This window comes from Halobacillus sp. Cin3, from assembly GCF_947311855.1.
Taxonomy (GTDB): domain Bacteria; phylum Bacillota; class Bacilli; order Bacillales; family Halobacillaceae; genus Halobacillus; species Halobacillus kuroshimensis.
On the sequence record NZ_CAMZMV010000004.1, the window covers coordinates 403,860 to 429,011 of the forward strand.

Consider the following 25,152-nt stretch of genomic DNA (forward strand, 5'->3'; position numbering starts at 1 on the left):
CCCCTTTGTCTGTAGAAAAAGCCTGAGTTAACCAGTTAGAGTTGTCCATTTGTCGTGTGAAGGGTCACTTTCCGCTTATCGGTGGAAGAATGCCGCGGGCACGCCCTCAGCTGACTTGGTCAGGAAGGCCGCCTGCCCAAGTGGATCTTCGGCCCGTGGTGTTCCCGCAGGCATCACCACCGAACGCTCTTCGTGCCGACGTTAGAATATAGAGGAGAGAGACTGTGCACTAAGCAGGTTCGCAGATTCAAAAGAACGGCATGGGCTGCGCTATGGCCGCTTGCGTGGAAAACAAAAAGGGAAAGAACAGGCGCTGATCATGGCTGCCTGCCGGAATATGAAAAAGATTGTCCTCCATCCAGCAAGGATGAGCGGGGTGAAGGAGAGTCTTGTTCGATTTTAAATAACTCCCAAGGAGCGGTGGCCCTTCCACTCCTGCGGAAAAACGAGTGGTCCGAGATCGCCGAGCGTGGGTTTTGCGAGGAGGCTCGGGCGCTCGTCCGCAGAAAGGGAAGGGGCTTTCGCTCCTGGCGGTAAGAAATAAAAGGGGGATCTTCTTTATAAAGAAGATCCCCCTTTTATTTTTCATAGCCTGTCGTTTTTCCCGGGGACGCTTAGATGCTCGTCCGGATTTTCAGTTGCATTCTTCACTTATTCTTTGGCACCATCCCAATATCGATAGGCATGGACAGTATAGCCCTGGTAGGAGGAATAGGATTGGAATGCCTCATCGACGAGGGAAAGCTGATTCTCCATCACCTCTTTTCCTTCCTCATAGAACGAAATATGTGGGTGGGAAGGGTTTTCTTTGATTTCTACGGAAATAAGAATATCTTTCCCAAGTTTTTCAGAAAAGTTGACTTCATTTTCCGCAGCTTGAATGATGCCCTCTGCTTGATCACGGAAGGCCATAACCGAGGTGTGATCCATCAATCCGATCACCCATTCATTAAAAGGCGTTTCCGGGGAGCCCGGGGTTTCAATGTCATCAAACCACATGGCCATATCCATACTGGCCTCCAAATCCGAATTTTCTTTCGTTTCCTCTACAAAGCGTTCCAAATTACCCATCCATTGTTTCAATACAGATGCCTGATCGGTGGACCATGAGGGTTCTACATAGGGCTCGATATCCAGGTGGATACCATCAAAGGATTGGTTTTCGTTTACATCCTGATTGTAGGATTTCACATAATCCACAAGTTTTAAAATTCGGTGTTCTTCTTCCTTCAGGGCCCAGGAAGGGTGTCCACCCATGGCATGTACTTCGATTCCGGCTGCATCCGCAGCTTCCACGAAGTGGGAATAGGCGCTGTAGGGCTGGGTTAGATCCAGACGTGTATAGAGCAGATTAATGTTATTTTCTTTTGCAAAATCCAGAATTTTATCTTTTTCATTGATGAGGGTTTCGGCTTCCCATACGTATGTTCCTCGTTTCTGTTGTTTTTCCATGTCTTCTTCAGAAGGTGTTTCTTCCTGCTGCTTTAAATTCGCATAATCATCGATGGCATAACCTGCATAGGAGCTGTGCTCCCCAAGGTGTTTATCCATCAGATTGAGGTGCATATGCATACTTTCCGGCCCCTCTTCAAAGAAGGTCGTCCAATTCCTTCCGGTTTCTGCTGTCGTTATGCCGACGAGGATCTGTTTTCCGGCCTGGTCTGCCGCCTCTAATTCATTCTCGGTCAAGGCTACGATCCCGTTGGTCGTTTCCAGCGTATCCCGGAAGGCAAGAATTGTCGTATGGTCAAATTGTTGAATCAACCAATGATTAAAAGGAACGTCAGATTGTCCGGGTGTTTCCATTTCATCCAGCCAAAAAGGGATGGAATGACTGATTTCAAGTGTACTGTCTTCCGGGACTGATTGAATCCCTGCTGTGATATTCGCTTTCCATTCACGAAGGACACGGGGCTGGTCGTCATACCATTCCTCCAAGTATTGGGGCTGTACTTTGAAATGAATACCAGCAAACTGCTGGTCCGGTGAGACGGATTGGTTGTATTCCATAACCTCATCCACAAAGGCTTTATATTTATCCTGATTTCCCCCCAAGGCCCACGAAGGTTCTCCGCCAAGAGCATGGACCTGGATCCCTTTGCTGTCTGCTTCCTGAATGAAGTCTGCCGTTACCTGTGGATCTTCTTCTATTCCTTTCACATATAAAACATTGATGCTGTTCTGCTGGGCGGTCTCCAGAATGGATTCTTCCTCTTCGCCTAGTTCCGTTTTTTCCACCCACATGGCCCTTGTGTATTCTTCTGATTCTGAAAAGCCGAAGAGAGGGAGCGAGAGGGCGGTGAGCATTAAAGATAGACATAGGATTCGATTCATTGTTTACCTCCAAGTGTGTAAGTGATGAGTTTTTAACCGGACTTCTGCCAAATGTGCTCTTCTGTTTTTCTCTCTTAATCCGGGGGTCCCGCAACTGTTGAACCGGGTATTATTGAAAGCGGTTCATCTATCCCCGCTTCTGAACCCGGAGTTCACCCCCCTGATGAAAAAAGGTCGGATTTTGTCGGATTTTTGCGGGGGGTGCCGAAATAGAAATTCGCTGTTCCGAAACTGGGTTTTCGATGAAGTGTCCGGACCCCCGTGTTAGCGTTATAAACGTAGCGAGGCAATACACTAACAATCTAAACGCTCTACATTAAGTTTGCAACACTAAAAAGTTTTTCTCTAATGCAAAATACGAAGGAGGGAGATAAATGAGATGGAAGGGGAAAGGGCTCGCTGTTCTCTTTTTTATGACAGTGGCTGGCAGCTGGTTTTTAGTGGGATCAACGAAGATGACAGAAAGTGAACAGCTTCAAAATGGCAGCCAGATGACATTTCGTACGCAGGACGATCAATTCGAAGTCTATCGGGATGAAAGCTGGTCACCGCTTTTTATTAAAGGGATAAACATGGGAGCCACTTTGCCCGGCCATTTCCCAGGAGAACTTCCCATTTCTAAAGACGACTACCTCCGCTGGTTTGAAATGATCGATGAAATGGGAGTGAACACAATTCGGATTTATACGATCCACCCTCCTGTTTTCTATGAAGCGCTGGTGGAGTACAACGAAGCTGCCCAAGGGGATCCTCTTTATTTCATGCAGGGGGTCTGGTCACCGGTGAATATCATGGATGACACGGGAGATGCTTTATCCAACCGTGTGCTGCAGGCTTTTAAACAGGAGATTGATCATGCTGCAGGAGCGGTTTATGGAGATATCCAGATACCTGAGCAGGGTGGGAAAGCAAGCGGGGACTATACGGCGGATGCCGGTCCTTATTTGGCTGCCTGGCATATTGGAACGGAATGGAGTCCAGATCTTGTTCAACAGACCAATGATAAACACAGCGATGATCCAGCTTTCAGTGGCACATATTTTGGAACCACCGAAAATGCCTCCCCCTTTGAAAGCTGGTTAGCTGAACTTTTAGATTACACAGCAGAGCAGGAAAGTAAAAGAGGGTGGCAGCATCCGATGACCTTTACAAATTGGATGACAACGGATCCTCTGGAACATCCGCAGGAACCCCAGAAAAGAGAGGATATTGTGAGTGTCGATCCCACACATATCGAGGAAACGAACTGGGATGCCGGCTATTTTGCTTCGTATCACGCTTACCCGTACTATCCGGATTTTTTAAGATTCACCAATCAGTACGACGACGTAAAAAATGAAGATGGAAAGGTAGATACATACCTCGGATACTTGAAAGATTTGAAAGATTACCATGATGGGCTTCCTGTCATGATCAGTGAATTCGGAGTTCCTTCATCAAGAGGAAGTGCTCACAATGGCCCTCTCGGCCGTGATCAGGGCGGGCATAGTGAACAAGAACAGGGAAAACATGCTGTCGATCAGCTTCACCATATATACAACGAAGGATTCTCGGGGGCCCTGCTTTTCACCTGGCAGGATGAGTGGTTTAAGAAAACGTGGAATGCCATGCCTTCGAGTACGGACCACAGGGAGGCGTTCTGGTTTAACGCGTTATCTGCCGAAGAATCCTACGGCGTTTTAGGCATGTACCCGGGAAAAGCTGATGATGTGAAGATTGATGGAGAGCTCGATGATTGGCGGGAGCTGGAGCAGAAAGACGTGGAGAAAACTGCTACACCGCTCACCGATTTGAACCTGACCCATGATGAAGGATATGTGTACGTTTCCGCCAGATTACCAGAGGACATCGACTTGGAAAAACAGTCCGTTTATATCGGTGTCGATAGTGTGGATGGAGGAACAGATACTCCTCCACTCCTCCGAGGCGTTCAACTGGAAGAAGGATTGGAGACAATGATACGTCTCAGCGAATGGGAAAAAAGTGAAGTGTTGATTGAACCCACGTATGATTTCCATACGCGTCTCTATGAAGAAGCTTCCGGCAGCGGTCAGGAGGGAACCTTCCAACCTTGGAAAATGGCTGTCAGTCTACCATTGAGGCATCCATTGACACAGGAGGAAATTCCATTTGAAGACGTAGAGGTGGGGCAGATGAACCGTGCATCCCTTGTGAATCAGGAAGAGGCCGACTGGGAAATCAAAGGCCGTGTGCTGGAGATGAGAATTCCGTGGGGACTGTTAGGTTTCTCAGATCCAAGTACAAAACAGGCGGTCGGTTATCCTTCTTCTGAGCAGATGGAAGGGAATCTCCCTAAGGAGACGGTGGATGGCATCCGCCTCCTCCCCTGGATCTATGACAAAGAACGAGAGGAAATCCTTGGGTTAAGCAGCCCTGTTTCAACAGAGGCGTATCCGCTTTACGAATGGAAGAAATGGCAGGAAACAGCGTATGAAGAAAAAAGAAAGGCGAGCTATTACATGATGAAAGAAGCCTTACAGGGGTTGGAACAATAAGGAAGGAGGTTCTCCATGTATATCAACGTTCAAATCGCTTACTACATGATTGGGGTTTTACTCATTCTCATGACTATATTCATTATGGCGACGTTGAGTTTGAAATGGAATAAAAAACGTGTAGAAAAGCGGAGAGCGCAATGTCTGGTTCGACATAAAGATTATTTGGATTATGTGCAAATGCACTTAGGAGAAGAAGATCGGTTAAGAACCCCCGGCGGCTCTCTGACAACCTTTGAACGCCGAGTGCTGCAAAGCGAGCTTGTCCAATGGATCAATCGCCTGGATGGGGTTTACCGGCACCGGTTGTTAAGGCTGTGCGGGGATCTCGGGCTGGTCGAACACAACTTAAAACGCTTGGGCAGTCATCGGCCGCTTGTCCGGTTGGATGCCGCGTATCACCTTGGAGCATTGAGGGCTCCGGAAGCTACATCTTCTCTGCTTTCCCTGCTGTATAAGAAGCGTGTGGATTCTTCCTCCTTCATTTATGCACGGGCGGCTGCCCAAACGGCTACACAGTTAAGTGAAATGGGTGATCTGCTGCGTTTCCTTATTGAGAATGGGAAGCAGGATGTTCATTTGACAGCAGACATCACTAGGGAATCCGAACTTGATTTAACACAGTTATTTATCACATTCCTGCATGAAAAGAATCCAAAATATGTGAAGCTGGGGCTTATTGGTCTTCAGAACAGCGTGAAGGCTGATCTGCCTGATCGTATTCAGGAACTGACGAAGTCGGATGATCGTGACATTCGTATGAATGCGGCCAAATTGCTGATTTCCTCAGTCGATTTATCCGAAGAGGATGTTCAATTTTATCTTGCTTTCCCGGATTGGGAGGTTCGCAGACTTTTTGCTGAATGGATTGGGAGGTCTGGTCTCATCCAATACATTCCCTTGTTATCAACACGGATGGAAGATGTAAACTGGATGGTCGCTCGTGCGAGTGCAGCCAGTTTAGTCCGTATGGGAGACGAAGGGTTTGAAGCCCTGTGTCAATTGGCTGTTGGAAATGGAAGTGAGCATGGAAGGGCTTTGGCCAGAGAATTCATCGAAGAAGATTTGAAGCAGTCAGCAGCCGCATCTTCTCATGTCGAGGATATTATGAGTCACAACCATAAAGAGTTTCTATACAAGAAGTATTTTGAAAATCACCAGACATTAACAAACGTCATGTAAGAAAGGAGGATGAAGGATGCGGGAAATTTTATTGTTCTATGGAATTTTTGCCATGTATTACGTAGTTACAATCAACACCATTTACTTCGGAATTATCTTATTTTCCTTCCGGAGAATACTTGGAATTATGAAGGAAACCTTCTACTCAAAGTATGAGGCCCTGTCCGGATCGAAGCATGTCCCGCCGATCTCCATTCTTGTGCCTGCATTCAATGAAGAGCTGACCATTAAGGAAAATGTCAGATCCCTGCTGGCGCTCCACTACCCGGAGTTTGAAGTGATTGTGGTGAATGACGGGTCGGGAGACAAAACTCTCGATACCTTAATCGAGGAGTTCCAATTAAAATATCATCCCCCGAATATGATCAAAGATACGATTGCTACAGCTGAGGTCAAAGGGGTTTACTACAATCCGGATTATCCAACCCTCTATCTTGTAGATAAAGAGAATGGTGGAAAAGCAGATTCCCTGAATGCCGGCATCAACTTATCGAATTACTCATTGATTTCATCAATCGATGCCGATTCTTTACTCGAAGAAGATGCGCTGATCCGGATTGCCAGAAAGTATATGGAAAATCCTGAGGAGAATGTGGCGATTGGGGGTAACGTCCGGATTGCCAACGGCTGCCGCATCCAAAACGGGATGGTGAAGCAGGTTAATCTTCCGAAAAAATTGCTGCCGATGTTCCAGACGGTGGAATACTTAAAAGCGTTTCTCGGCGGACGGATCGGCTGGAGTGACGTGAATGGCCTGATTATCGTTTCCGGTGCTTTCGGTGTCTTTAAGAAGGAATACGTTGTAAAAGTCGGAGGCTACCGCGGGGGTTACCCAGGGGAGGATATGAACATTATCATTAAGCTTCACCGCTACATGCTGGATCACAAGCTTCCCTACAAAATCGATTTTTGTCCGGATGCGGTCTGTTGGACGCAGGCTCCCGACACGTTCAAGATTCTCGGCAGTCAGCGTAAACGCTGGGGCCGTGGAAATTTGAAAAATATGATTGAAGAAGGGCGCTTCATGTTCATGCGTCCGAAATACAAGGTTATGGGTATGTTAACGATCCCATATAACATTATTTTTGAAACTTTGAGCCCTTATTTCCGAATTACAGGTTTTCTCGCCATTCTCGGCTACAGCTTCATGGACATGACCGGATGGAAGCTCATGGGAATCTTCATGCTGATTAATGTTCTGTACGGGACACTGCTTGGCTTAGGTTCACTGCTTTTGGAGGAAATGGCCTTTCAGCGCTACCCGAGAGTACGCGATTATTTCAAGATGATTTTGTACACGGTTTTGATGTTCTTCGGATACCGTCAACTGGGGATTTTATGGAGGTTCCTCGGTCATATCGACTTTATGCGGAAAAACAACTCCTGGGGAACGATGGTACGAACCAGTTGGAATGAGGACGAAGACAAGGAAAAGGCCGCATAGCCGAACTAAAAAAAAAGGAGGGTGGAAAATGGCAGCGACTCATATTGGTTCCCGGATCATTCAATCGTTTAATCATTTTCTTCACTATTATCAGAGCAGCCAATTATCATGCGGGATGATTCTGGCCCGTGCAGATATGAATGAAGCAGGGGTCAGGGAAATGGAAGCGTATTTGGAAAAGGAAGAGCCGGGTACCGCCTTTCAAGTCAGTTACGATCCACAGGAAAAGATTCTTGGCATACTGCTAGATGGCTGTGCCTTGGCATATACCCATTTTCTATCGCTGCACGTGAAAGATGTGTTAAGCCGGAACCGCCAGCTTACCGGAGATTTATGGGTGGGGAGCTTTCCTGAAAACAGCGACCACGCAGAACAAATGATGTTTGATATGCTTTGGAAAATCATTGATGGAAATCACCAAACGAATGATATCCATGTTTATCAAGGACAGAAGGAAAAGGATCAATCAACGAAATCCGTGCTGCTTGTCGATAGTGATCAAAGCTTAGTCCAGTTGCTGACAAACTACTTGCAGGGGAAAGGGTATATCGTCCATACAGCAGAAGACGGGAAAACGGGTGTGGATGTTTATCAAAATGTCCTGCCGGATCTTGTCATTACGGAAATCAATCTGTCCGCTCTGGGAGGCTATCAGTTCATCAATCAAATCAAGAACATCGACGAAGATTCCAAAAAGTCGACAGAAATCATAGTTCTTACAAATAAACAATTAGAAGAAGACGTGAGGCGCACGTTTGATTATGGTGTCTCCGATTATATGACCAAACCCTTTTCACTTGTAGAGCTTGAAGCACGGATGAAAAGACTCGTGAGCGTTTCTAAATAAATCTTATAAAAAGAGAGGGATCAGGAATGGGATATTTTGAACAGCTGTCTCAGAAGATTGAAATGAAGAAAGCAAACATCGGAGTCGTCGGTATGGGGTATGTCGGACTGCCACTGGCTGTCGAAATGGTGAAAGCAGGATTCAACGTATGTGGCATCGATTTGGACCAGAAGAAGATTGAGTCGCTGCGTGAAGGGCATTCCTACATCAACGATATTGCGGATGACGATTTGCAGCAGGCGCTTGCCACGGATCGGTTCTTTCCAACAAGTGACTATGAAGTCGTTAAAGACCTGGATGCTGTCAGCATTTGTGTACCTACCCCATTAAGTGAGAACCAGGATCCGGATACCTCCTATATTACAGGCGTGATCAACAGCATGAAGCCCTTTATGAAAAAAGGGATGCTCGTGACGCTGGAAAGTACCACATATCCGGGGACGACCGAAGAGCTGATTTTGAAGGAATTCAATCGTATGGGGTACGTGGAAGGCGAAGATATCTTCCTTTGTTATTCACCTGAACGAGTGGATCCTGGGAATCAGTCCTTCAACACGCATAACATGCCGAAAGTTATGGGCGGTATGACAGAGAAATGTAATACAGTCGGAGGGCTTCTCTATAGAAATTACATTCCAAACGTTGTTCCTGTGACATCACCAAAAGTTGCAGAGATGTCCAAGCTTCTTGAAAATACGTTCCGAAGCGTCAATATTGCTTTTGTCAACGAGATTGCAATGATGTGTGAACGTATGGATATCGATGTGTGGGAAGTAATTGATGCAGCGGCAACGAAACCATTCGGCTTTATGAAGTTCCAACCGGGACCGGGAATCGGCGGTCACTGTATCCCTCTGGATCCGATGTACTTGTCCTGGAAAGCCAAAGGATTCCGCTTCTATAGCAAGTTCATCGATCTGGCCCAGTCGATCAACAGCAATATGCCGGACGTCGTCGTTGGAAAGACGTCACAGGTATTGAATATTCATGGGAAGTCCATCAATGATTCTAAAATCCTTATTCTCGGTATGGCCTATAAACCGAATATCAGTGATCTCCGTGAATCACCGGGGTTGTATCTCTATGAACTATACAAAGAAAACGGAGCGAACGTGGAGTATCATGACCCTCATGCCCACAGCTTCCTGGATGATGATGGAGAAGTCGTCCACTCGGTTCCTTATGATAAAGAACAGTTGAAAGAGTACGACTGCCTCGTTATGGTCACGAACCACAGCGACTTTGATTATCATGAACTGGCGGAATTAGGAGTTCCGATTGTAGATACAAGAAACGCTTTCCAAGCCTTCGATCAACCACACATTCATAAACTTGGGACGGCTTCGAAAGTGAACAAAAAACAGCACGAATCCATTGCTCTGTAATCAATCACAGAAAGCTTAAAAACTACTTATTATAAAGGGGATGAACGACAATGTGCGGAATCATGGGATATGTTGGAGATAAAGAAACACAGCGTGTATTAACAGAAGGACTGCGTAAGCTGGAATATCGCGGCTATGACTCTGTTGGTATCGCATTGAACGACGGGGAAACCCTTCAGCATGAGAAGTCTAAAGGAAGACTCGAAGTGTTGGAAGAAAAATTGGAGGAGGCTCCGCTTGCTGGGTCGATCGGAATCGGTCATACACGATGGGCTACACACGGGCGTCCTTCAGATGAGAATTCCCATCCGCATCTGGATGAGCAATCCAAATTTGCTGTCGTCCATAACGGTATTATTGAGAACTATATGGAAATTAAGCGGGAAATGAAGGAGGCAGGCTATTCCTTTACTTCTGAAACGGATTCCGAAGTGATTTCACACCTATTCTCTCATTTATATGATGGAGAAATGGTATCGACCATCCAGAAAGTGGTAGATAGACTGGAAGGAGCCTATGCGCTTGGAATTGTTTCTGAGCATGATCCAGAGCGGTTGTATGCTGTGCGTGAAGCCAGTCCCCTCATCATCGGATCCGGCGATGGAGAATCCCTGATCAGCTCCGACATCCCCGCTCTGCTTGAACATACACGTGATGTTTATATTTTGGAAGACGGCGAGATGGCAATCCTTTCAAAAGAAGGGGTCACGCTGATGGAAACGGAGACAGGAAAGGAATTGACGCGCGATATTTTCCGTGTGGACTGGGATATGGAACAGGCTGAGAAAAATGGGTATGACCACTTTATGCTGAAAGAGATTTTCGAACAGCCAACGGCACTTCGGAAAACGATGACCGGCCGTCTTGATCAGGAAGCGAAACGTGTGGACTTTGAGGAACTGCAGTGGTCACCTGAAACCATTCAGCAATGGAACAAAATCACGATTGTAGCCTGTGGGACAGCTTATCATGCAGGATTGATCGGTAAACATGTGATCGAGGAGCTGACACGTATTCCAGTCGATGTTGAAGTGGCTTCGGAATTCCGCTATCGACGCCCGATCATAGACGAGAAGACATTGGTCATTGTTGTCAGCCAATCTGGAGAAACAGCAGATACTCTGGCCGCACTGCGTCAAAGTCAACGTCTTGGAGCGAATGTCCTGGCCATAACGAACGTTGTCGGAAGCTCCATCGCCCGTGAAGCAGATGAAGTGATTCTGACAATGGCCGGCCCTGAGATTGCTGTAGCTTCTACAAAAGCGTACACCACACAAGTGCTGTCATTTTACTTATTAGGTCTGTATCTTGCCGAAAGCAAACAAACCGTCACGGAACAAAAATACAAGCAGCTGATTGAGTCCATCATCGAACTGCCGGAGAAAATCGAGGGCATGCTGGAGCATTCTCAGGGAATCCGCTGGTACAGTGATTCCATTAAAGATGCCAAAAGTGTCTTTTTCCTCGGGCGGGGACTGGATCATGCGGTAGCGCTGGAAGGATCTTTGAAACTGAAGGAAATCTCCTATATTCATTCGGAAGCTTATGCAGCAGGGGAATTGAAGCACGGAACGCTTGCCTTGATCGAAGAAGGCACACCAGTTATTGCTCTAATTACACAGGATGAAGTGAGTGAGAAAATGCTCGGGAATGTTAAGGAAGTGAAAGCCCGTGGAGCGCAGGTGCTGGGGGTCGCAGAAGAAGGGAATCTGGATATATGGGAGTATGTAGATGAAACGTGCTATATTCCGAACACTCCATCCATTCTGACACCGCTGCTGACGGTCATTCCTTTACAATTAATCGCCTATTATACGTCGCTCGCTCTTGGTAACGATGTCGACAAACCAAGAAACCTTGCGAAGAGCGTTACGGTCGAGTAGGCATCCAAATGATGGAGGTCATGGAACGGCAGCAGACAAAACTGAATAAAAGTAATTTAGAAGGGCTGATGCTGGGGGTATATGAAAAGGTGGAAAACGAAAGCATCCAAACCGACCGTCAGATTATTGATGAGGTAATGGAGCAGTTAAGGCCAATCATCCAGCCGATCGAGGAATAAATAAGAATGGGGGAAAAAAGATGAGTGAAACGTTTGCTGTTGTATTAGCTGCAGGTAAAGGAACAAGGATGAAATCCGATCTTCCGAAAGTTCTTCATAAGGTTTGTGGAAAACCTATGGTTGAACATGTGATTGATCAGCTGAAGCACCTTTCCATCGATGAGATCGTTACCGTCGTGGGTCATCAGAGTGAACGAATACAGGAACAGCTGGGTTCGACCGTAGATTATGCTTATCAAGCGGAACAGCTCGGCACAGCTCATGCCGTAAAAATGTCTCATGAGCAGCTGGGTCATCGTGAAGGCAGTACGCTGATCATTACGGGAGATACGCCGCTCATATCCAGCGGAACGTTAGCTGATTGTCTGGAACTTCATCAGGAGACAAACGCAGCCGCTACCATTCTGACAATGCAGCCGGACGACCCCGCGGGCTATGGAAGGATTATTCGTAATGAACAGGGACAGGTGGAAAGGATTGTTGAAGAAAAGGATGCTTCCGAGCAGGAGCGTGCCGTCAACGAGGTGAATTCAGGTATTTTCTGTTTCGATAACCAGCTGTTATTCGAAGCCTTGGATCTTGTGTCAACGGACAATGAGCAGGGGGAATATTATCTGCCGGACGTCATTGAGGTCCTGCAGCGAAAAGGGGAGCGAATCTCAGCAGCCCGGATGCCGGACGTTGAAGAAGGACTCGGCATTAATGATCGAACCCAGCTTGCGAAGGCGGAGAAGATATTACAGAAACGCATCATTGAATTTCATATGGAAAATGGAGTAACGATTATTGATCCCTTCTCTACTTACATAGGTGCTGACGTAACTATCGGCATCGATACGGTGATTGAACCGAGGACGCATTTAAGAGGAAAAACGAAAATAGGAACGAACTGCATCATCGGTCCGGACGTGGATCTGGAGAATTATGAAGCGGCGGATCGTACAAAAGTAAAAAATTTCTCAAGAACCAATGATATCAGTTCTCTGCCCTATGTTAACTAAATTACAGAAAGAAAGACCTTTCAATGCTGAAAGGTCTTTCTTTAAACAAAAATTCTCCAGAAGAAAAAGCATCATGGGATCGGTCATGCTGTTTCTTCTCATCGTTGGGGTGGGCATATACATGAGTCAGCCATCAAAAGTGAAGGCTACCTGGATCTGGGATTTGGACGAGATGGAAGGAAGCATAGAGGATAATATAGAATTCGCTGAAGAGCAGGAAGTGAATTTAATCTATCTGCACATCAGTATAAAAGGATTGGACAGGGAGCGTGTAAAGGCGTTTATAGAAGAAGCTTCCGCCCATAATATCCAAGTGTATGCCCTTGGTGGTGATCCTAACTGGGCGCTGGACAAACATCAGGATAGTCTCTCTACCTTTATTTCTTTGGTCAGGAATTATAATCAAGACGTTCCAAATGAAGCAGGATTCAAAGGGATCCATATGGATATTGAGCCTTACCTTCTGCCTGAGTGGGATGCGGCCAGGGATGAAGTGATTGCTCAATGGATGGGTAATGTCACGTTCCTAAGACAAGAAGTTGAAAAAACAGGCCAGGATCTTCAATTGAGTGGAGATTTTCCGTTTTGGGTGAATGATTTACAAGTGCCGGGGGAAAGTGAATCGCTCAGCTCATGGATGCTGTCTCAACTGGATTCCATGACGATTATGGCTTACAGGGATTATACGGAAGGAAGAAACGGAATTAAACATATTGCTTCCCCTCTCATTGAACAGGCAGCCAATCAAGATAAATCGGTGGTTATTGCTGTGAATGTCATCAAGACGGATGAAGGCAGTTATACCACTTTCTATGACAGCGCACCTGGTCAGATGGAACAGGAGTTGAACGGATTGAACCAAAGCTTTTCCGGACACCCCGGCTATGCGGGGATCGCTGTCCATGACTACAGCTATTGGAAGCTTTACCGGAACAAAGAATAGGGGAACGATGTTCTGCTTGTAGAGAAACCTTGTTTTTCTACAAGCTTTTTTATTTCCTGAATCTTGGATGCCGTGGCGCGGAAGGGGATATTTTCATCTGTTCAGGACAACGTATGAAGGAGATAGGAAACGATTGGGTACATAAGCGGACGGTTTGAGAAGCTGGTTCGGGTTTTAAATCAGGTTTTCAGCCTTCGTATGGAATCGAGGTGTCTTTTATGGATTGGATATGGAAAGCTGTATTAATCATTCTTGCAGGTACGATTATTCTGCGCATCGCCGGCCGGAAGTCGATTTCCCAGATGACCTTGTCCCAGACGGTCATTATGATTGCCATTGGGTCGTTATTGATTCAGCCGGTAGCAGGAAAAAACATCTGGGTGACGTTTGGTGTCGGAGGTGTGCTTGTCCTAACCCTGATGGCGATGGAATATTCCCAGGTGAAATTTGATTTTATGGAACGTTTTCTAACAGGAAGATCGGTCTCCATTATTGAAAATGGCCAGCTGAATGAAAAAAATTTGAAGAAGCTTCGTTTCACTGTGGACCAATTGGAAATGAAACTCCGTCAGTCGAGTGTTTCCTGTATTCAAGATTTGAAATCGGCCACCCTTGAGCCGAACGGCCAGCTCGGTTTTGAGCTGAAAGAAAGTAAGCAGCCTGCGACCAAGCAGGACGTGGAAGACTTAAAGCAGCAGCTTCATCTGCTGGCTTCCAAGCTGCATCCGGATCAAGCAGTCCAGCCTTCCTCAGAAAGCCCGCCCGGTGAGGATTTATTTAAGGAAGTCGAAAACAAACATCATGAGCAGCCTTTCCCTCCACGTCTTCAGTAGAAAGAAGCGTGTGAAAGGAATTTTGGTTTAGAAGCTGATATAATGAACTCGAGGTGAGACAAATGGATTATATACACTCCATTGAAGATTTAGATGCTTTTGTAAATGAGGAAATGCTCTCGATTGTTTATGTATCCAGACCGGGCTGCTCCGTTTGTCATGGTCTTCTACCTCAAGTGGAGGATCTGCTGGCTGATTATCCGAGCATAAAGGCCCGCCACGTGAATGCAGATGAAGTACCCCAGGTTGCCGGTCATTACTCTGTGATGACTGTACCGGCCGTTCTTGTCTATTCGGAAGGGAAAGAGCTCTTCCGGAAAGCCCGCTTCGTGCCGATCGGTGAACTCAATCAGCAGCTCGCTAAATTAAATCATTTTATAAACGAAAGCTGAACGCCTGCTTCTGGTCCTTTGACCAGAAGCAGCTTTTTTTATGCATAAAAAAGGAATGGGCGGTTTTTCAGATGAGTGGGGAAAGAAAAAGAGAAAATAAATGATTATTCCAACAATTCGGTTTTGTCGAGCATTTCTTAAAAATTCAAGGCGCAAATACATCCATGAGACGAGATTATTTCCGATGAGAAGCGATGACTGCGAAATATCTCTCTTTGAAACCGTTTACACGGACTAATTGACGAATATAGACCCGACTTGTAGAAAAGCCCTTGAATCTGTTTTTGCCAGTGTTATGATGAAAAACGTCTTAAAGAAAAAGCGAACAAAAATGCGAACGGGAGAGATTAACCCAAATGATTAAACAAACGATTGCTTTTCTAGGTGCAGGATCTATGGCAGAAGCGATGATTTCAGGAATGGTGGAATCGGGTAATATTCCAGCTGAACAGATCATTGTAACCAACCGAAGTAATCAGGAACGTTTAAACCACATTCAATATAAATACGGCGTCCGTACAGTATTAAAAGATGAATTGAATTTCGCTGAAGTGGATCAGTTCATTCTGGCGATGAAGCCGAAAGATATTGACGCTGTTTTGGAAGACTTGAAAAATAAATTGAACCCGGACCAAGTTCTTGTATCTGTTCTTGCCGGTATTTCTACTTCTTATATGGAAGATCGTCTGAATGACCGCCAGGAGGTGGTCCGCGTGATGCCGAACACTTCCAGCATGCTGCGTGAATCAGCCACGGCCGTGTGCCCCGGGCAGTTTGCCGACATGGAGAACGTCGAAGTTACGAAAGCGCTGCTTCGTTCGATTGGTGAAGTTTTCGTCATAGAAGAAGAGAAGATGGATGTCTTCACTGGAATCGCCGGAAGCGGACCTGCTTACTTCTACTATTTGATGGAGCATATTGAAGAAACGGGCCGTTCAGAAGGGATGGATCCGGAAACGCTTCGTGAAATTGGAGCACAGACACTGCTTGGTGCCGCCAAGATGATGTTGGAACGTGATGAGTCCCCGGCAGAGCTTCGGGAGAACGTAACTTCACCGAATGGTACAACGGCAGCAGGACTCGATGCGCTTGCAGCCAGCGGTGGCGGTCAAGCGATTTCAGAGGCCGTACGCGGGGCAGCTTCCCGATCCAAAGAACTAAGTGCAGAACTTGAAGGACTTCTCGTAGGCAGTAGATAAATACAGCTGACTGACGCAAAATTGTTAAACAGGAGTGATATGTTGAGTCAAACTAAGAAACGAATCGTTATTAAAATTGGAAGCAGTTCATTAACCAGTGCGCACGGTGAAATCAGCCGTCGTAAACTTGAAAAACTTGTCGATGAAGTTGTCCGTTTGAAGGACGACGGCCATGAAGTCCTCCTTGTCTCCTCAGGCGCGGTAGCCGCGGGTTACCGGAAGCTGGGATGCCTGGAGCGTCCAAGCACTCTGCCGGAAAAACAGGCAGCCGCATCCATCGGTCAGGGACTTTTAATGGAATCGTACTCTGATCTATTCCTATCCCACGGGTATATGGGATCCCAAATCCTCATCACGCGCAGTGATTTCTCTGATGAAAACCGCTACAACAACGCACGTAACACCATCAATGTCCTACTAGAACGCGGAATTATCCCTATTGTAAACGAAAATGACACCATTACGATCGACAGACTGAAGTTCGGAGATAACGACACCCTTTCAGCAAAGGTCGCCGGCCTTGTCGACGCTGATCAGCTGATTATCCTATCAGATATTGATGGACTTTATGATGCTGATCCTAGAAAAAACTCCGATGCAAAACTGCTTGATAAAGTCCACGAGATTACCCCTGAAATTGAAGCTGCAGCAGGTGATCCGGGAAGCGCGGTCGGAACAGGCGGCATGAAATCGAAAATTGATGCCTTCAAAATTTCCATGGCTTCCGGTATCGCTTCTTTCCTAGGAAAGGCCAATACACCGAACATCGTCTATGATGCGGTTTACGGGGATGCTGTAGGCACGTACTTTGAAATTACGACCGATGCTGAGAACCTCGATCAGAAGAAACAGTGGATTGCTTTTAACTCCGGACCGGAAGGCACAGTAATCATTGACCACCGTGCAAAAGAAACGGTTGTCGACATGAAACAGAGCTTGATGCCGGCGAATGTTCACCATGTCACAGGGCGCTTTGAAAAAGGTGCTGTGGTACGAATCCATGATCTGGACGGTGAAGAAATCGGCTTAGGCGTAGTCAACTATTCTTCTGAACAAATGAAGAACATGATCAATCTGACACAACCTGAACTCGAGTCTTATGATAAGGCTGCCGTTGAACAGAAAGATTTTGTGTGCCATCTCGAAGTATCCATGCCCGTAGGCGTTTAAAATACTCAAGGAGGTCTTTGATGACTGTAACTATGAATGTAAATGTGGAAGCTCAGGCAATAGAAGCGAAAAAAGCATCCAAACAGCTGATGATCCTTTCAAAAGAAGAAAAGAATGAAGCGCTGCTTCATCTGGCTGATGTACTTGAACGTGAATACGAAAGCATTCTGCAGGCCAACGAAAAAGATCTGGCCAATGGACGCGAGCAAGGCTTTACGGATGCGTTCATGGACCGTCTTTCCTTGTCCAAAGAACGAGTGCAGGATTTTGCCCAGGGGCTTCGTGACGTCGCAGAACTGGAAGATCCAACGGGGCAGGTCCTGACAGACTGGACGCTGGAAAATGGACTGCAGGTAGAGAAAGTGACCGTTCCCCTCGGTGTGATCGGTATGATTTATGAAGCACGTCCGAACGTGACCGTCGATGCTACAGGACTCGCTTTGAAATCAGGCAATGCGATTGTCCTGAAAGGCGGCTCGTCTGCTATTCACTCAAACGAGGCTATTGTAAAAGTCATTCACAAAGGACTTGAAGAGACGAGGATGCCTAAAGAAGCTGTACAGTTCATCGCTTCTACAGATCGTGCAGCTACGAACGAACTGTTTACAATGAAAGAGCATATCGACGTATTGATTCCACGTGGAGGCGGACGTTTGATTCAGGCTGTCGTGGAAAACGCCACGGTTCCTGTTCTTGAAACAGGTGTCGGCAACTGCCATATCTATATCGATGAACAGGCGGATGTGGAAAAAGCACTGAACATTTTGATCAACGCAAAAACCGACCGTCCGGCTGTTTGTAACGCAGCAGAAACGCTGGTTGTTCACAAAAGCTGGTTGAAAGAGCATCAAGATGCCTTAATCGCTGCATTGAAAGAGCACAACATTGCTGTTCATGGCGATGAGCACATCGTTGATACGATTCCAGGCGCTGTTCCAGCTGGAGAAGAAGACTGGGCTAATGAATATTTGAGCACAGATCTAGCGGTGAAAGCTGTAGACAATCTGACAGATGCAATCGCGCATATTGAAACGTATGGAACGAAGCACTCTGAAGCCATTGTCACAGAAGACCAAAAAGCTGCCGATCACTTCTTTGCGCTTGTTGATGCAGCGGCTCTCTATCACAATGCGTCCACACGCTTTACAGATGGCGGGGCACTTGGATTTGGAGCGGAAATCGGTATTTCCACGCAAAAACTTCATGCCCGCGGACCAATGGGACTGCCGGCATTGACAACGATTAAGTTCCTCATGAAAGGAAACGGTCAAATCCGATAAACGGAGATCAGCATTTTTCAGGCTGTCGAGAATATTCTCTCGACAGCCTGTTTTTTTTATGTAACTGAAAAATGGGTTGGAACAGCAGGGATAACGAAGAAACGTTGCGCTTAAGGACGAAACACTTTGTGGCTCGGATGACTGAATAAAGAAGATTCTTTTTGATCAAGGAGGCGCATAGGAAAGGGGACTCACTTTTTATTTCTCCCATTTCCTGTGGTCATTTACTTTAATCCCCAATCATTGTATGATGTTGGAATCATATTTTTACAGGAGGGGTGGCGATGAGGCAGGGAGAGGCTGTAGAGGTATTGCTGGAAAGCTTAAAAGGGGATTCACTCGTTAAGGCTGTCTTTTTAAAAGGATCCATGGGCAGAAGGGAAGAACATGTCCATTCAGATGTGGATCTTTACGTCCTTGTGGATGAAGAGGAACAGCATGCATTTCTAAAGAAGAGAAAAACACATCTTTTATGTTATCAACCCCTTTTGTTTTATGATGAAATTTTCATCATTGCTCCACAGGTGATTGCGGTTTATGATAACCTCCTGCACGTGGATCTATTTACAGTTACAGAAGAAACGCTTATCCATAAGGATTACATTCGGGTGCTGTACGATCCTGAAGGACGAATGGAAAAGCATCAACAGGAACAGCAGCTTTATTTAGATGAACATGATTTTCAGGATGCGGTTGATGATGTCACCTTTTTTTTACTGCAGTATAAAAAAGCTTCCGATCGCGGGAATGATATGTGGGCATGTAAAATGTTGAATGATCTGGCTTTGAATGCAGCGAAGGTCCTTCTCCAGCATTATGCTCCCGATCGTGCGCAGCTTGGATTGAAAACGGCAGATCGATCCCTTCCTGCCGGGGTTAAAAAGAAGCTGCAAAAGGTGTACCAGCACTTGTCTCTGAGGGAGCATCCTACAGCTGTAAATGTTCTTATTCACTTAATAGAAGAGGAGTCTGTGTGGCTTCAAAAGGTGTGGAAAGGGAAGAACGATACCCTTCCGTTTTTGGAGCGTATGATCTTCGAATTAAAAAACCAGCATCCTGTTTGATCAGGAAGCTGGTTTTTGGCTGTAGAAAAAACCTGTGTTACCTAGTTAGAGTTGTCCATTTGTCGTGTGAAGGGCACTTTCCGCTTATCGGTGGATGAATGCCGCGGGCACGCCCTCAGCTGACCTGGTCAGGGAGGTCGCCTGCCCAAGTGGATCTTCGGCCGGTGCTGTTCCCGCAGGCATTACCACCGAACGCTCCTCGTGTGCACAGGTTCGCAGATTCAAAAGAACGGCATGGGCTGAGCTGTGGCCGCTTGCGTGGAAAAGAAAAAGTAAAGGAACAGCCACTGATGACGGCTGCCTGCCGGAATATGAAAAAGATTGTCCTCCATCCAGCAAGGGTGAGTGGGGTGAAGGAGAGTCTTTTTCGATGTTAAAGAACTGCCAAGGGGCTTTCGCTTCTGTCGGTAAGAAAGAAAAAAAGCTTATAAAGAAACATAAGTTTCTCTACAAGCTGGTTTTTTAAAAGGTTTGACCGGCCATTGCCTGCGATAACGTCGCTGTCGTCGTCACGTGACTGAAGTCGAGGCCGAGGGAAACAGCGGTCTGTGCAATTTCCGGACGGATGCCGACGACCGTTGAGGATACTCCGATCAAGCGGAGGCTGTCAATCAGCTGGAAAATCTGCTGGGCAACCATCGTGTCCACGAGATAGACTCCTGACAAATCTATGTACAGCAAGTCTACATCCTGGTCGGTGCATTTTCTCAGTATATTCTCCTGGATGGCAGCGGCCCGGTCGGTATCAATGTTTCCGACAAGAGGCAGGAGTGCCTGGTCATTCGACAGTTGAATCAATGGAGAACTCAATTCATTGATGGTCGACTGCTGTTTTTCAATCGTACGGTTCAAGTAATTGGATTTTTCCTCGACCACCTGGTACATGATCTGATCGAAGGCATCCACAAGGAGACGGGTCCAGCGTGTTTCTCTATCCCTGTCTACGTTGACATTCTGGGTTTCAATGAATTCCTTGAGGAAATCCAGGTATTGGATACGGACACGCATGAATTCCCGCATGATTTCGTGTGTAGGGGTCTCAAGATGGTGGGGGTCCCGTCCAATTTCCACGATCCAGTCGTTCATGTGAGCGAGAAATGCCTCTTTATCCAGAGTGAAGATTTCGGCCAGGTGTTTGTGAAATGCAAAGTTTTGGGATTTCAAGTTTTCAATGGTTGCCTGATCACGGGAGGCGTAGACGCCGGAAACCGAACTTTGATCGAGGGAATTATACCATTCTTCTGTTAGAATCGACGCTTTCTTCAATAGAAATTCGCGAAATGCTAAGTTGGCTTTCAATGGGGAAGCTCCTCTCTCTACTTGAGCCTCTCATAAAATCCGGAGAGCATCATAGATAATTTTATTATATAAGGTATCCCTTGTATTTTCCATCTTTAGGCGGCTGAGTAAGGAAATAAAACAACCTCCGGACTGGTGCAGATCTATTCATCTACGTCTACCATGTTTTCCTTGGAGTAGTGGTTCCTAAACATCGGATGGAGCAGAAGCAGGAAAGGTCGACTGTCATACATGTTCCGGATCCTGTATAGGAGTGGGAAGAGCTGTGACAGGAAGGACTTTCGTGCTGAATCAGCAGCTCCAGAACAGTACAGGAGTGGTCGGGGGAGAGACTGACCGCTTTGAATATACAAGATGTAAAGCATACAAATCTGCCCTCCTTTTCTTTGATCCCATTACCGCAGAAGCGTTGTCCATCTTTGCAGTACAACATAAATGGAATGGTCGTATTTCCTTGTCGGTGCTGATAATCACCGCGCAGAGCTGCGATTGATGTGCGGCAGCTCGTTTCAGAGTGACGACCGGCCACTATTTTCTGATCTTTTATGATGGCTGCCACCGTCCTTGTTACGGAGCAGCAGCTGTAAGAATTGTGTTTCAAAGGCAGTATCCTCCTTTCTATTCGATCTCTTATATTCTATTCCGGACAGGAAAAAAGGGCTGTGCTTCCGTCCTGTTAGAGCCTGATATAGGACAAAGGCCAATCCGGGGGGAGAGGTGGATGCATAAGGTATAGGACAGCGGGAGGAAAAGCGGCAGCTGTAGCCTGCATATACAAGGAAGACCTTCCGTTTAAAGAATGCCAGCGTACACTGGCATTCTTTTTGTGTTTTTTTTCTATAAAAAATGGGACAGAACCCTTCTTGTTTGCATGTGTAAAAGGTGAATGTTCATTCATTTTCTGGTTGAATTTTCAGAATAATGAGAGTAGAATGGAAACATACTAACCGTTTGGTATGTTACATAACTGAACTTTTAAGGAGTGAGCTGATGCATGTGAAGGAGTTGTTCGATCTATCGGGGAAGACGGCGCTCGTAACCGGCGGGGGACGAGGGCTTGGAAAACAGATGGCTGAAGGATTTGCAGAGGCGGGCGCGAATCTCGTCCTTTGCTCCCGGAAACGAGAGGCATGTGAGGAAACCGCCCGGCAGCTTGAAGCAGAATACGGAGTCAGGACAGCCGCTTATGGTTGTGATGTAACAAACGTAGAAGACATTGAGCATGTCGTTCAAAAAACGGTGGAAAAGTTCGGCACCATTGATATTCTCGTCAATAACAGCGGTGCAAGCTGGGGGGCGCCAACGTTGGAAATGCCGCTGGAAGCCTTCCAAAAAGTGATGAATGTCAACGTGACAGGGACGTTCTTAATGTCTCAGAAGGTCGGAGAGATCATGGTGAATCAAAAGTCAGGCAAGATTATTAACATCGCTTCTGTAGCGGGGCTTGGCGGAGCAGACCCTCGATTCATGGATACGATCGGCTATAACGCGAGTAAAGGGGCGGTCATCACCTTCACGAAGGACCTTGCTGTAAAGTGGGGAGCCCACAATATTCAAGTGAATGCCCTTGCTCCTGGATTTTTCCCTACCAAAATGTCGAAAGGACTACTGGAACAGGGAGGAGAATTCATTCTGGACCGCACCCCTCTCAACCGCTTCGGGTCGGATGAGGATTTGAAAGGAGCGGCTCTTTTCCTGGCTTCCCGTGCGTCTGATTATGTGACAGGGGATGTGCTTGTCGTTGATGGCGGTATGCATGCTTCGTGCTGATAAGAACGGCTTGGTAAAGGGCAGACTTACACGGGATAAAAAGGCTGATTTTCAAGTTTTTAGAGGAGGAATCGCATGAAGATGAAACAGATCGCAGTAATTGGAGCGGGGAGTATGGGGCATCAAATCGCCATGCTGTCAGCGCTTGCCGGTTTTGATACGTATGTGCAGGATGTCCGTCCCAATGCTTTAGGGGAAGCGAAGGACAAGCTGGAGCAGATCATGGCGAAATGGGTGAACAAGGACAAAATTTCTGAACAGGAAAAAGCTGAAGCCTTTGAGCGTCTTTCCTTTACGACCGACTTGCGGGAAGCGGCGGGGGAAGCTGACCTTGTCATCGAAGCCGTTGTGGAAAAGCTGGATGTGAAGCGGGAAGTATTTGCCCAGCTTAATGAGGTTGTCCCTTCTCATACAGTGCTTGCTACCAACTCTTCTACAATTGTCAGTTCGTTAATCGCTGATGTGGTTTCACGTCCAGAAAAGGTCTGTAACATGCACTTCTTTTATCCTCCCCTTGTTATGGACTGTGTGGAAGTGGTCAAAGGGGAGCATACATCACAGGAGACAGCAGAATCCGCTATGGACGTCTGCCGGGCGTTGAACCGTACGGCTGTTTTACTGGAGAAAGAGATTTCAGGTTTTATTGCCAACCGCATTCTTTTTGCAATCCAGAAAGAGGCGGTGAGCCTGTATGAAGGTGGGTACGCGGACTTCAAGGATATCGATAAAATCACCCGCAAGGCATTGAGTCATCCGATCGGTCCTTTCGAGCTCATGGACTTGTCAGGCATCGATGTCGGTTGTTATGTGATGCAGCAGCAGTACAACGAAACTGGCGATCCTGCCAACCTTCCACCAAGAACGATGACGGAGAAAGTGGAAGCGGGTGAACTGGGCCGGAAGACAGGGAAGGGCTTTTATACGTATGAAACGAAGGTGAATCAGTAGGAGGAGTAGGGCATGCACGAGATAGAGGTAACAGTACGATTTTGTGAGACGGATATGCTCGGCCATGTGAACAACAGCAATTTCTTTGTTTACATGGAAGATTCCCGCATTCGATTTTTCGAAGAACTGAAGCTTGTCGGGGAGGAGTGGAATTTCATTCTGGCTTCTGCCAAATGTGATTTTCTTAAGCAGGTGTACTTCAATCAGACCCTGATCATAAAGAGCAGCGTAGCGAAAATCGGAAACTCCAGTTTTCATCTGATCCAGGAGATGGTGGAGAAAGATTCACAGGAAGTCGTGGCTGAGGGAAGTTCAGTCATCGTGCAGTTTGATTTTGAAAAACAGAGAAGCCTGCCATTTACAGAGGAAATGAGAAAGCGTCTGGAGGAGCATAAGCCCGTTGTGAAATAGGAGGGGTCGGATGGCCGATACGAAAGATACGCAGGCAGTGCGTAAAGGTGAAGAGCTGGATTATGAGATCTTGATTCCTTTTTTGAAAGAACGCTTGAATATGCCGGACGAGGAGCTTACCATCAGACAGTTCGGTGCCGGACACTCCAACTTAACGTATGAGCTTTCTGCGGGAGAAGACTGGAAGGTTGTGCTGAGGCGTCCGCCGCTTGGACCGGTTGCTCCAAAGGCCCATGATATGGAGCGGGAATATACCGTACTCCAGGCGCTTCATCCAGTTTATCCACTGGCCCCGAGACCTTTTCTCTTTGAATCTGGTGATTTGATCGGATCCCCTTTTTTCATTATGGAACGTAGAGAAGGAATCGTCTATGATAAACATTTTCCAGAGGGGGTAGAAGGGAATGCGGAGCTCGGAAGGCGGATTTCACAGACGATGGTGGACAAGCTTGCCGAACTTCATGCTGTGGATTATTCGAGAACAGAACTCGCCCATATGGTGAAGCCTGATGGATTTATGGAGCGTCAAGTACACGGATGGATTAAACGGTACGACCGTTCGCGGACGGACGATGTTGTTTCAGGAGAACGGCTGAAGAAGTGGCTGGTGGATCATATCCCTTTATCCGGAGCAGCTTCTGTTATTCATTATGATTACAAGTTGAACAATGCCATGTTCAGTAAGCAGAATCATGCTGAAATGGTCGGGCTGTTTGACTGGGAAATGACAACCGTCGGAGACCCGCTTGCAGACCTGGGAGCAGCGCTCAGCTATTGGATCCAATCCGATGATCCACCGATGCTGCAGGAAGGGCTGGGTAGACCGCCGGTCACTGTAAAGGAAGGTTTTTTTACCAGGGATGAATTTGTAAACGCTTACTCTTTGAAGAGTGGCCGGAATGTTGACGACATCCATGTCTATTTGACATTTGCTTACTTTAAGCTGGCTGGAATTATCCAGCAGATTTACTTCCGGTATAAAAATGGTCAGACAGAGGATCTAAGATTTGCCCAAATGAATCATTTTGTCAATAACTTGATTCATCATGCGGAAGAAACGGCGGGGCTGTAG

22 protein-coding genes are annotated in these 25,152 nt (G+C 46.6%); 20 read left to right on the top strand and 2 right to left on the bottom strand.

Annotated features, from left to right (window positions below; translation table 11 throughout):
* Positions 1–651: 651 nt before the first annotated feature.
* Positions 652–2,334, bottom strand: a complete 1,683-nt coding sequence (locus QMA39_RS15095) for a hypothetical protein (protein ID WP_281659221.1) — start codon at positions 2,332–2,334, stop codon at positions 652–654.
* 374 nt (positions 2,335–2,708) lie between these two features.
* Here QMA39_RS15095 and QMA39_RS15100 point away from each other — a divergent pair, with 374 nt between their 5' ends.
* From QMA39_RS15100 to QMA39_RS15170, 15 genes are all read left to right on the top strand, one after another.
* Entirely contained in the window at positions 2,709–4,850 is a 2,142-nt protein-coding gene (locus QMA39_RS15100) for a hypothetical protein (RefSeq protein ID WP_281659222.1), read from the top strand.
* 15 nt (positions 4,851–4,865) lie between these two features.
* Positions 4,866–6,032: a hypothetical protein gene (locus QMA39_RS15105; protein ID WP_206934116.1), complete on the top strand. Its 1,167-nt coding sequence runs from the start codon at positions 4,866–4,868 to the stop codon at positions 6,030–6,032.
* 16 nt (positions 6,033–6,048) lie between these two features.
* Positions 6,049–7,476 (top strand): glycosyltransferase, encoded by a 1,428-nt coding sequence (locus tag QMA39_RS15110; RefSeq protein ID WP_281659223.1) that lies wholly within the window; start codon positions 6,049–6,051, stop codon positions 7,474–7,476.
* A 28-nt stretch (positions 7,477–7,504) separates the two neighbouring features.
* On the top strand, positions 7,505–8,323 hold the full coding sequence (locus QMA39_RS15115) for a response regulator (RefSeq protein ID WP_281659224.1): 819 nt from the start codon (positions 7,505–7,507) through the stop codon (positions 8,321–8,323).
* A gap of 26 nt (positions 8,324–8,349) precedes the next feature.
* Complete coding sequence (locus QMA39_RS15120; RefSeq protein WP_027956210.1) at positions 8,350–9,708, top strand: nucleotide sugar dehydrogenase; 1,359 nt, start codon at positions 8,350–8,352, stop codon at positions 9,706–9,708.
* Positions 9,709–9,758: 50 nt separating this feature from the next.
* The gene (glmS, locus tag QMA39_RS15125) at positions 9,759–11,591 is read left to right on the top strand and encodes a glutamine--fructose-6-phosphate transaminase (isomerizing) (protein WP_281659225.1); all 1,833 of its coding nucleotides are present in this window, start codon (positions 9,759–9,761) and stop codon (positions 11,589–11,591) included.
* An 8-nt stretch (positions 11,592–11,599) separates the two neighbouring features.
* Positions 11,600–11,770 carry a hypothetical protein gene (locus tag QMA39_RS15130; protein ID WP_156896514.1) on the top strand — a complete coding sequence of 57 codons (171 nt, stop codon included), beginning with the start codon at positions 11,600–11,602 and terminating at the stop codon, positions 11,768–11,770.
* Positions 11,771–11,790: 20 nt separating this feature from the next.
* On the top strand, positions 11,791–12,771 hold the full coding sequence (glmU, locus tag QMA39_RS15135) for a bifunctional UDP-N-acetylglucosamine diphosphorylase/glucosamine-1-phosphate N-acetyltransferase GlmU (RefSeq protein ID WP_281659226.1): 981 nt from the start codon (positions 11,791–11,793) through the stop codon (positions 12,769–12,771).
* 121 nt (positions 12,772–12,892) lie between these two features.
* Entirely contained in the window at positions 12,893–13,714 is an 822-nt protein-coding gene (locus QMA39_RS15140) for a hypothetical protein (RefSeq protein WP_206934126.1), read from the top strand.
* Between the two features lie 218 nt (positions 13,715–13,932).
* Positions 13,933–14,547, top strand: a complete 615-nt coding sequence (locus tag QMA39_RS15145; protein ID WP_281659227.1) for a DUF421 domain-containing protein — start codon at positions 13,933–13,935, stop codon at positions 14,545–14,547.
* Between the two features lie 62 nt (positions 14,548–14,609).
* The gene (locus QMA39_RS15150) at positions 14,610–14,939 is read left to right on the top strand and encodes a thioredoxin family protein (protein ID WP_051254752.1); all 330 of its coding nucleotides are present in this window, start codon (positions 14,610–14,612) and stop codon (positions 14,937–14,939) included.
* A gap of 356 nt (positions 14,940–15,295) precedes the next feature.
* Entirely contained in the window at positions 15,296–16,138 is an 843-nt protein-coding gene (gene proC, locus QMA39_RS15155; RefSeq protein WP_027956206.1) for a pyrroline-5-carboxylate reductase, read from the top strand.
* Positions 16,139–16,177: 39 nt separating this feature from the next.
* Positions 16,178–17,308, top strand: coding sequence for a glutamate 5-kinase (gene proB, locus QMA39_RS15160; RefSeq protein ID WP_027956205.1), 1,131 nt, complete (start codon positions 16,178–16,180; stop codon positions 17,306–17,308).
* Between the two features lie 20 nt (positions 17,309–17,328).
* Positions 17,329–18,588 carry a glutamate-5-semialdehyde dehydrogenase gene (locus QMA39_RS15165; protein WP_281659228.1) on the top strand — a complete coding sequence of 420 codons (1,260 nt, stop codon included), beginning with the start codon at positions 17,329–17,331 and terminating at the stop codon, positions 18,586–18,588.
* Positions 18,589–18,872: 284 nt separating this feature from the next.
* Positions 18,873–19,652 carry a nucleotidyltransferase domain-containing protein gene (locus QMA39_RS15170; protein ID WP_281659229.1) on the top strand — a complete coding sequence of 260 codons (780 nt, stop codon included), beginning with the start codon at positions 18,873–18,875 and terminating at the stop codon, positions 19,650–19,652.
* A gap of 462 nt (positions 19,653–20,114) precedes the next feature.
* Here QMA39_RS15170 and QMA39_RS15175 read toward each other — a convergent pair whose 3' ends face one another.
* On the bottom strand, positions 20,115–20,951 hold the full coding sequence (locus QMA39_RS15175; RefSeq protein WP_027956201.1) for an STAS domain-containing protein: 837 nt from the start codon (positions 20,949–20,951) through the stop codon (positions 20,115–20,117).
* Positions 20,952–21,234: 283 nt separating this feature from the next.
* On the opposite strand from QMA39_RS15175, the gene QMA39_RS15180 reads away from it, so the two are divergent.
* The 5 genes from QMA39_RS15180 (at position 21,235) to QMA39_RS15200 (ending at position 25,152) form a co-directional block, all read left to right on the top strand.
* On the top strand, positions 21,235–21,444 hold the full coding sequence (locus tag QMA39_RS15180; RefSeq protein WP_027956200.1) for a hypothetical protein: 210 nt from the start codon (positions 21,235–21,237) through the stop codon (positions 21,442–21,444).
* Between the two features lie 497 nt (positions 21,445–21,941).
* Positions 21,942–22,721: an SDR family oxidoreductase gene (locus QMA39_RS15185; RefSeq protein WP_027956199.1), complete on the top strand. Its 780-nt coding sequence runs from the start codon at positions 21,942–21,944 to the stop codon at positions 22,719–22,721.
* Between the two features lie 75 nt (positions 22,722–22,796).
* Positions 22,797–23,669: a 3-hydroxyacyl-CoA dehydrogenase family protein gene (locus QMA39_RS15190; RefSeq protein ID WP_281659230.1), complete on the top strand. Its 873-nt coding sequence runs from the start codon at positions 22,797–22,799 to the stop codon at positions 23,667–23,669.
* Positions 23,670–23,681: 12 nt separating this feature from the next.
* Positions 23,682–24,080, top strand: a complete 399-nt coding sequence (locus QMA39_RS15195; protein WP_027956197.1) for a thioesterase family protein — start codon at positions 23,682–23,684, stop codon at positions 24,078–24,080.
* A 10-nt stretch (positions 24,081–24,090) separates the two neighbouring features.
* Positions 24,091–25,152 carry a phosphotransferase family protein gene (locus tag QMA39_RS15200; RefSeq protein ID WP_281659231.1) on the top strand — a complete coding sequence of 354 codons (1,062 nt, stop codon included), beginning with the start codon at positions 24,091–24,093 and terminating at the stop codon, positions 25,150–25,152.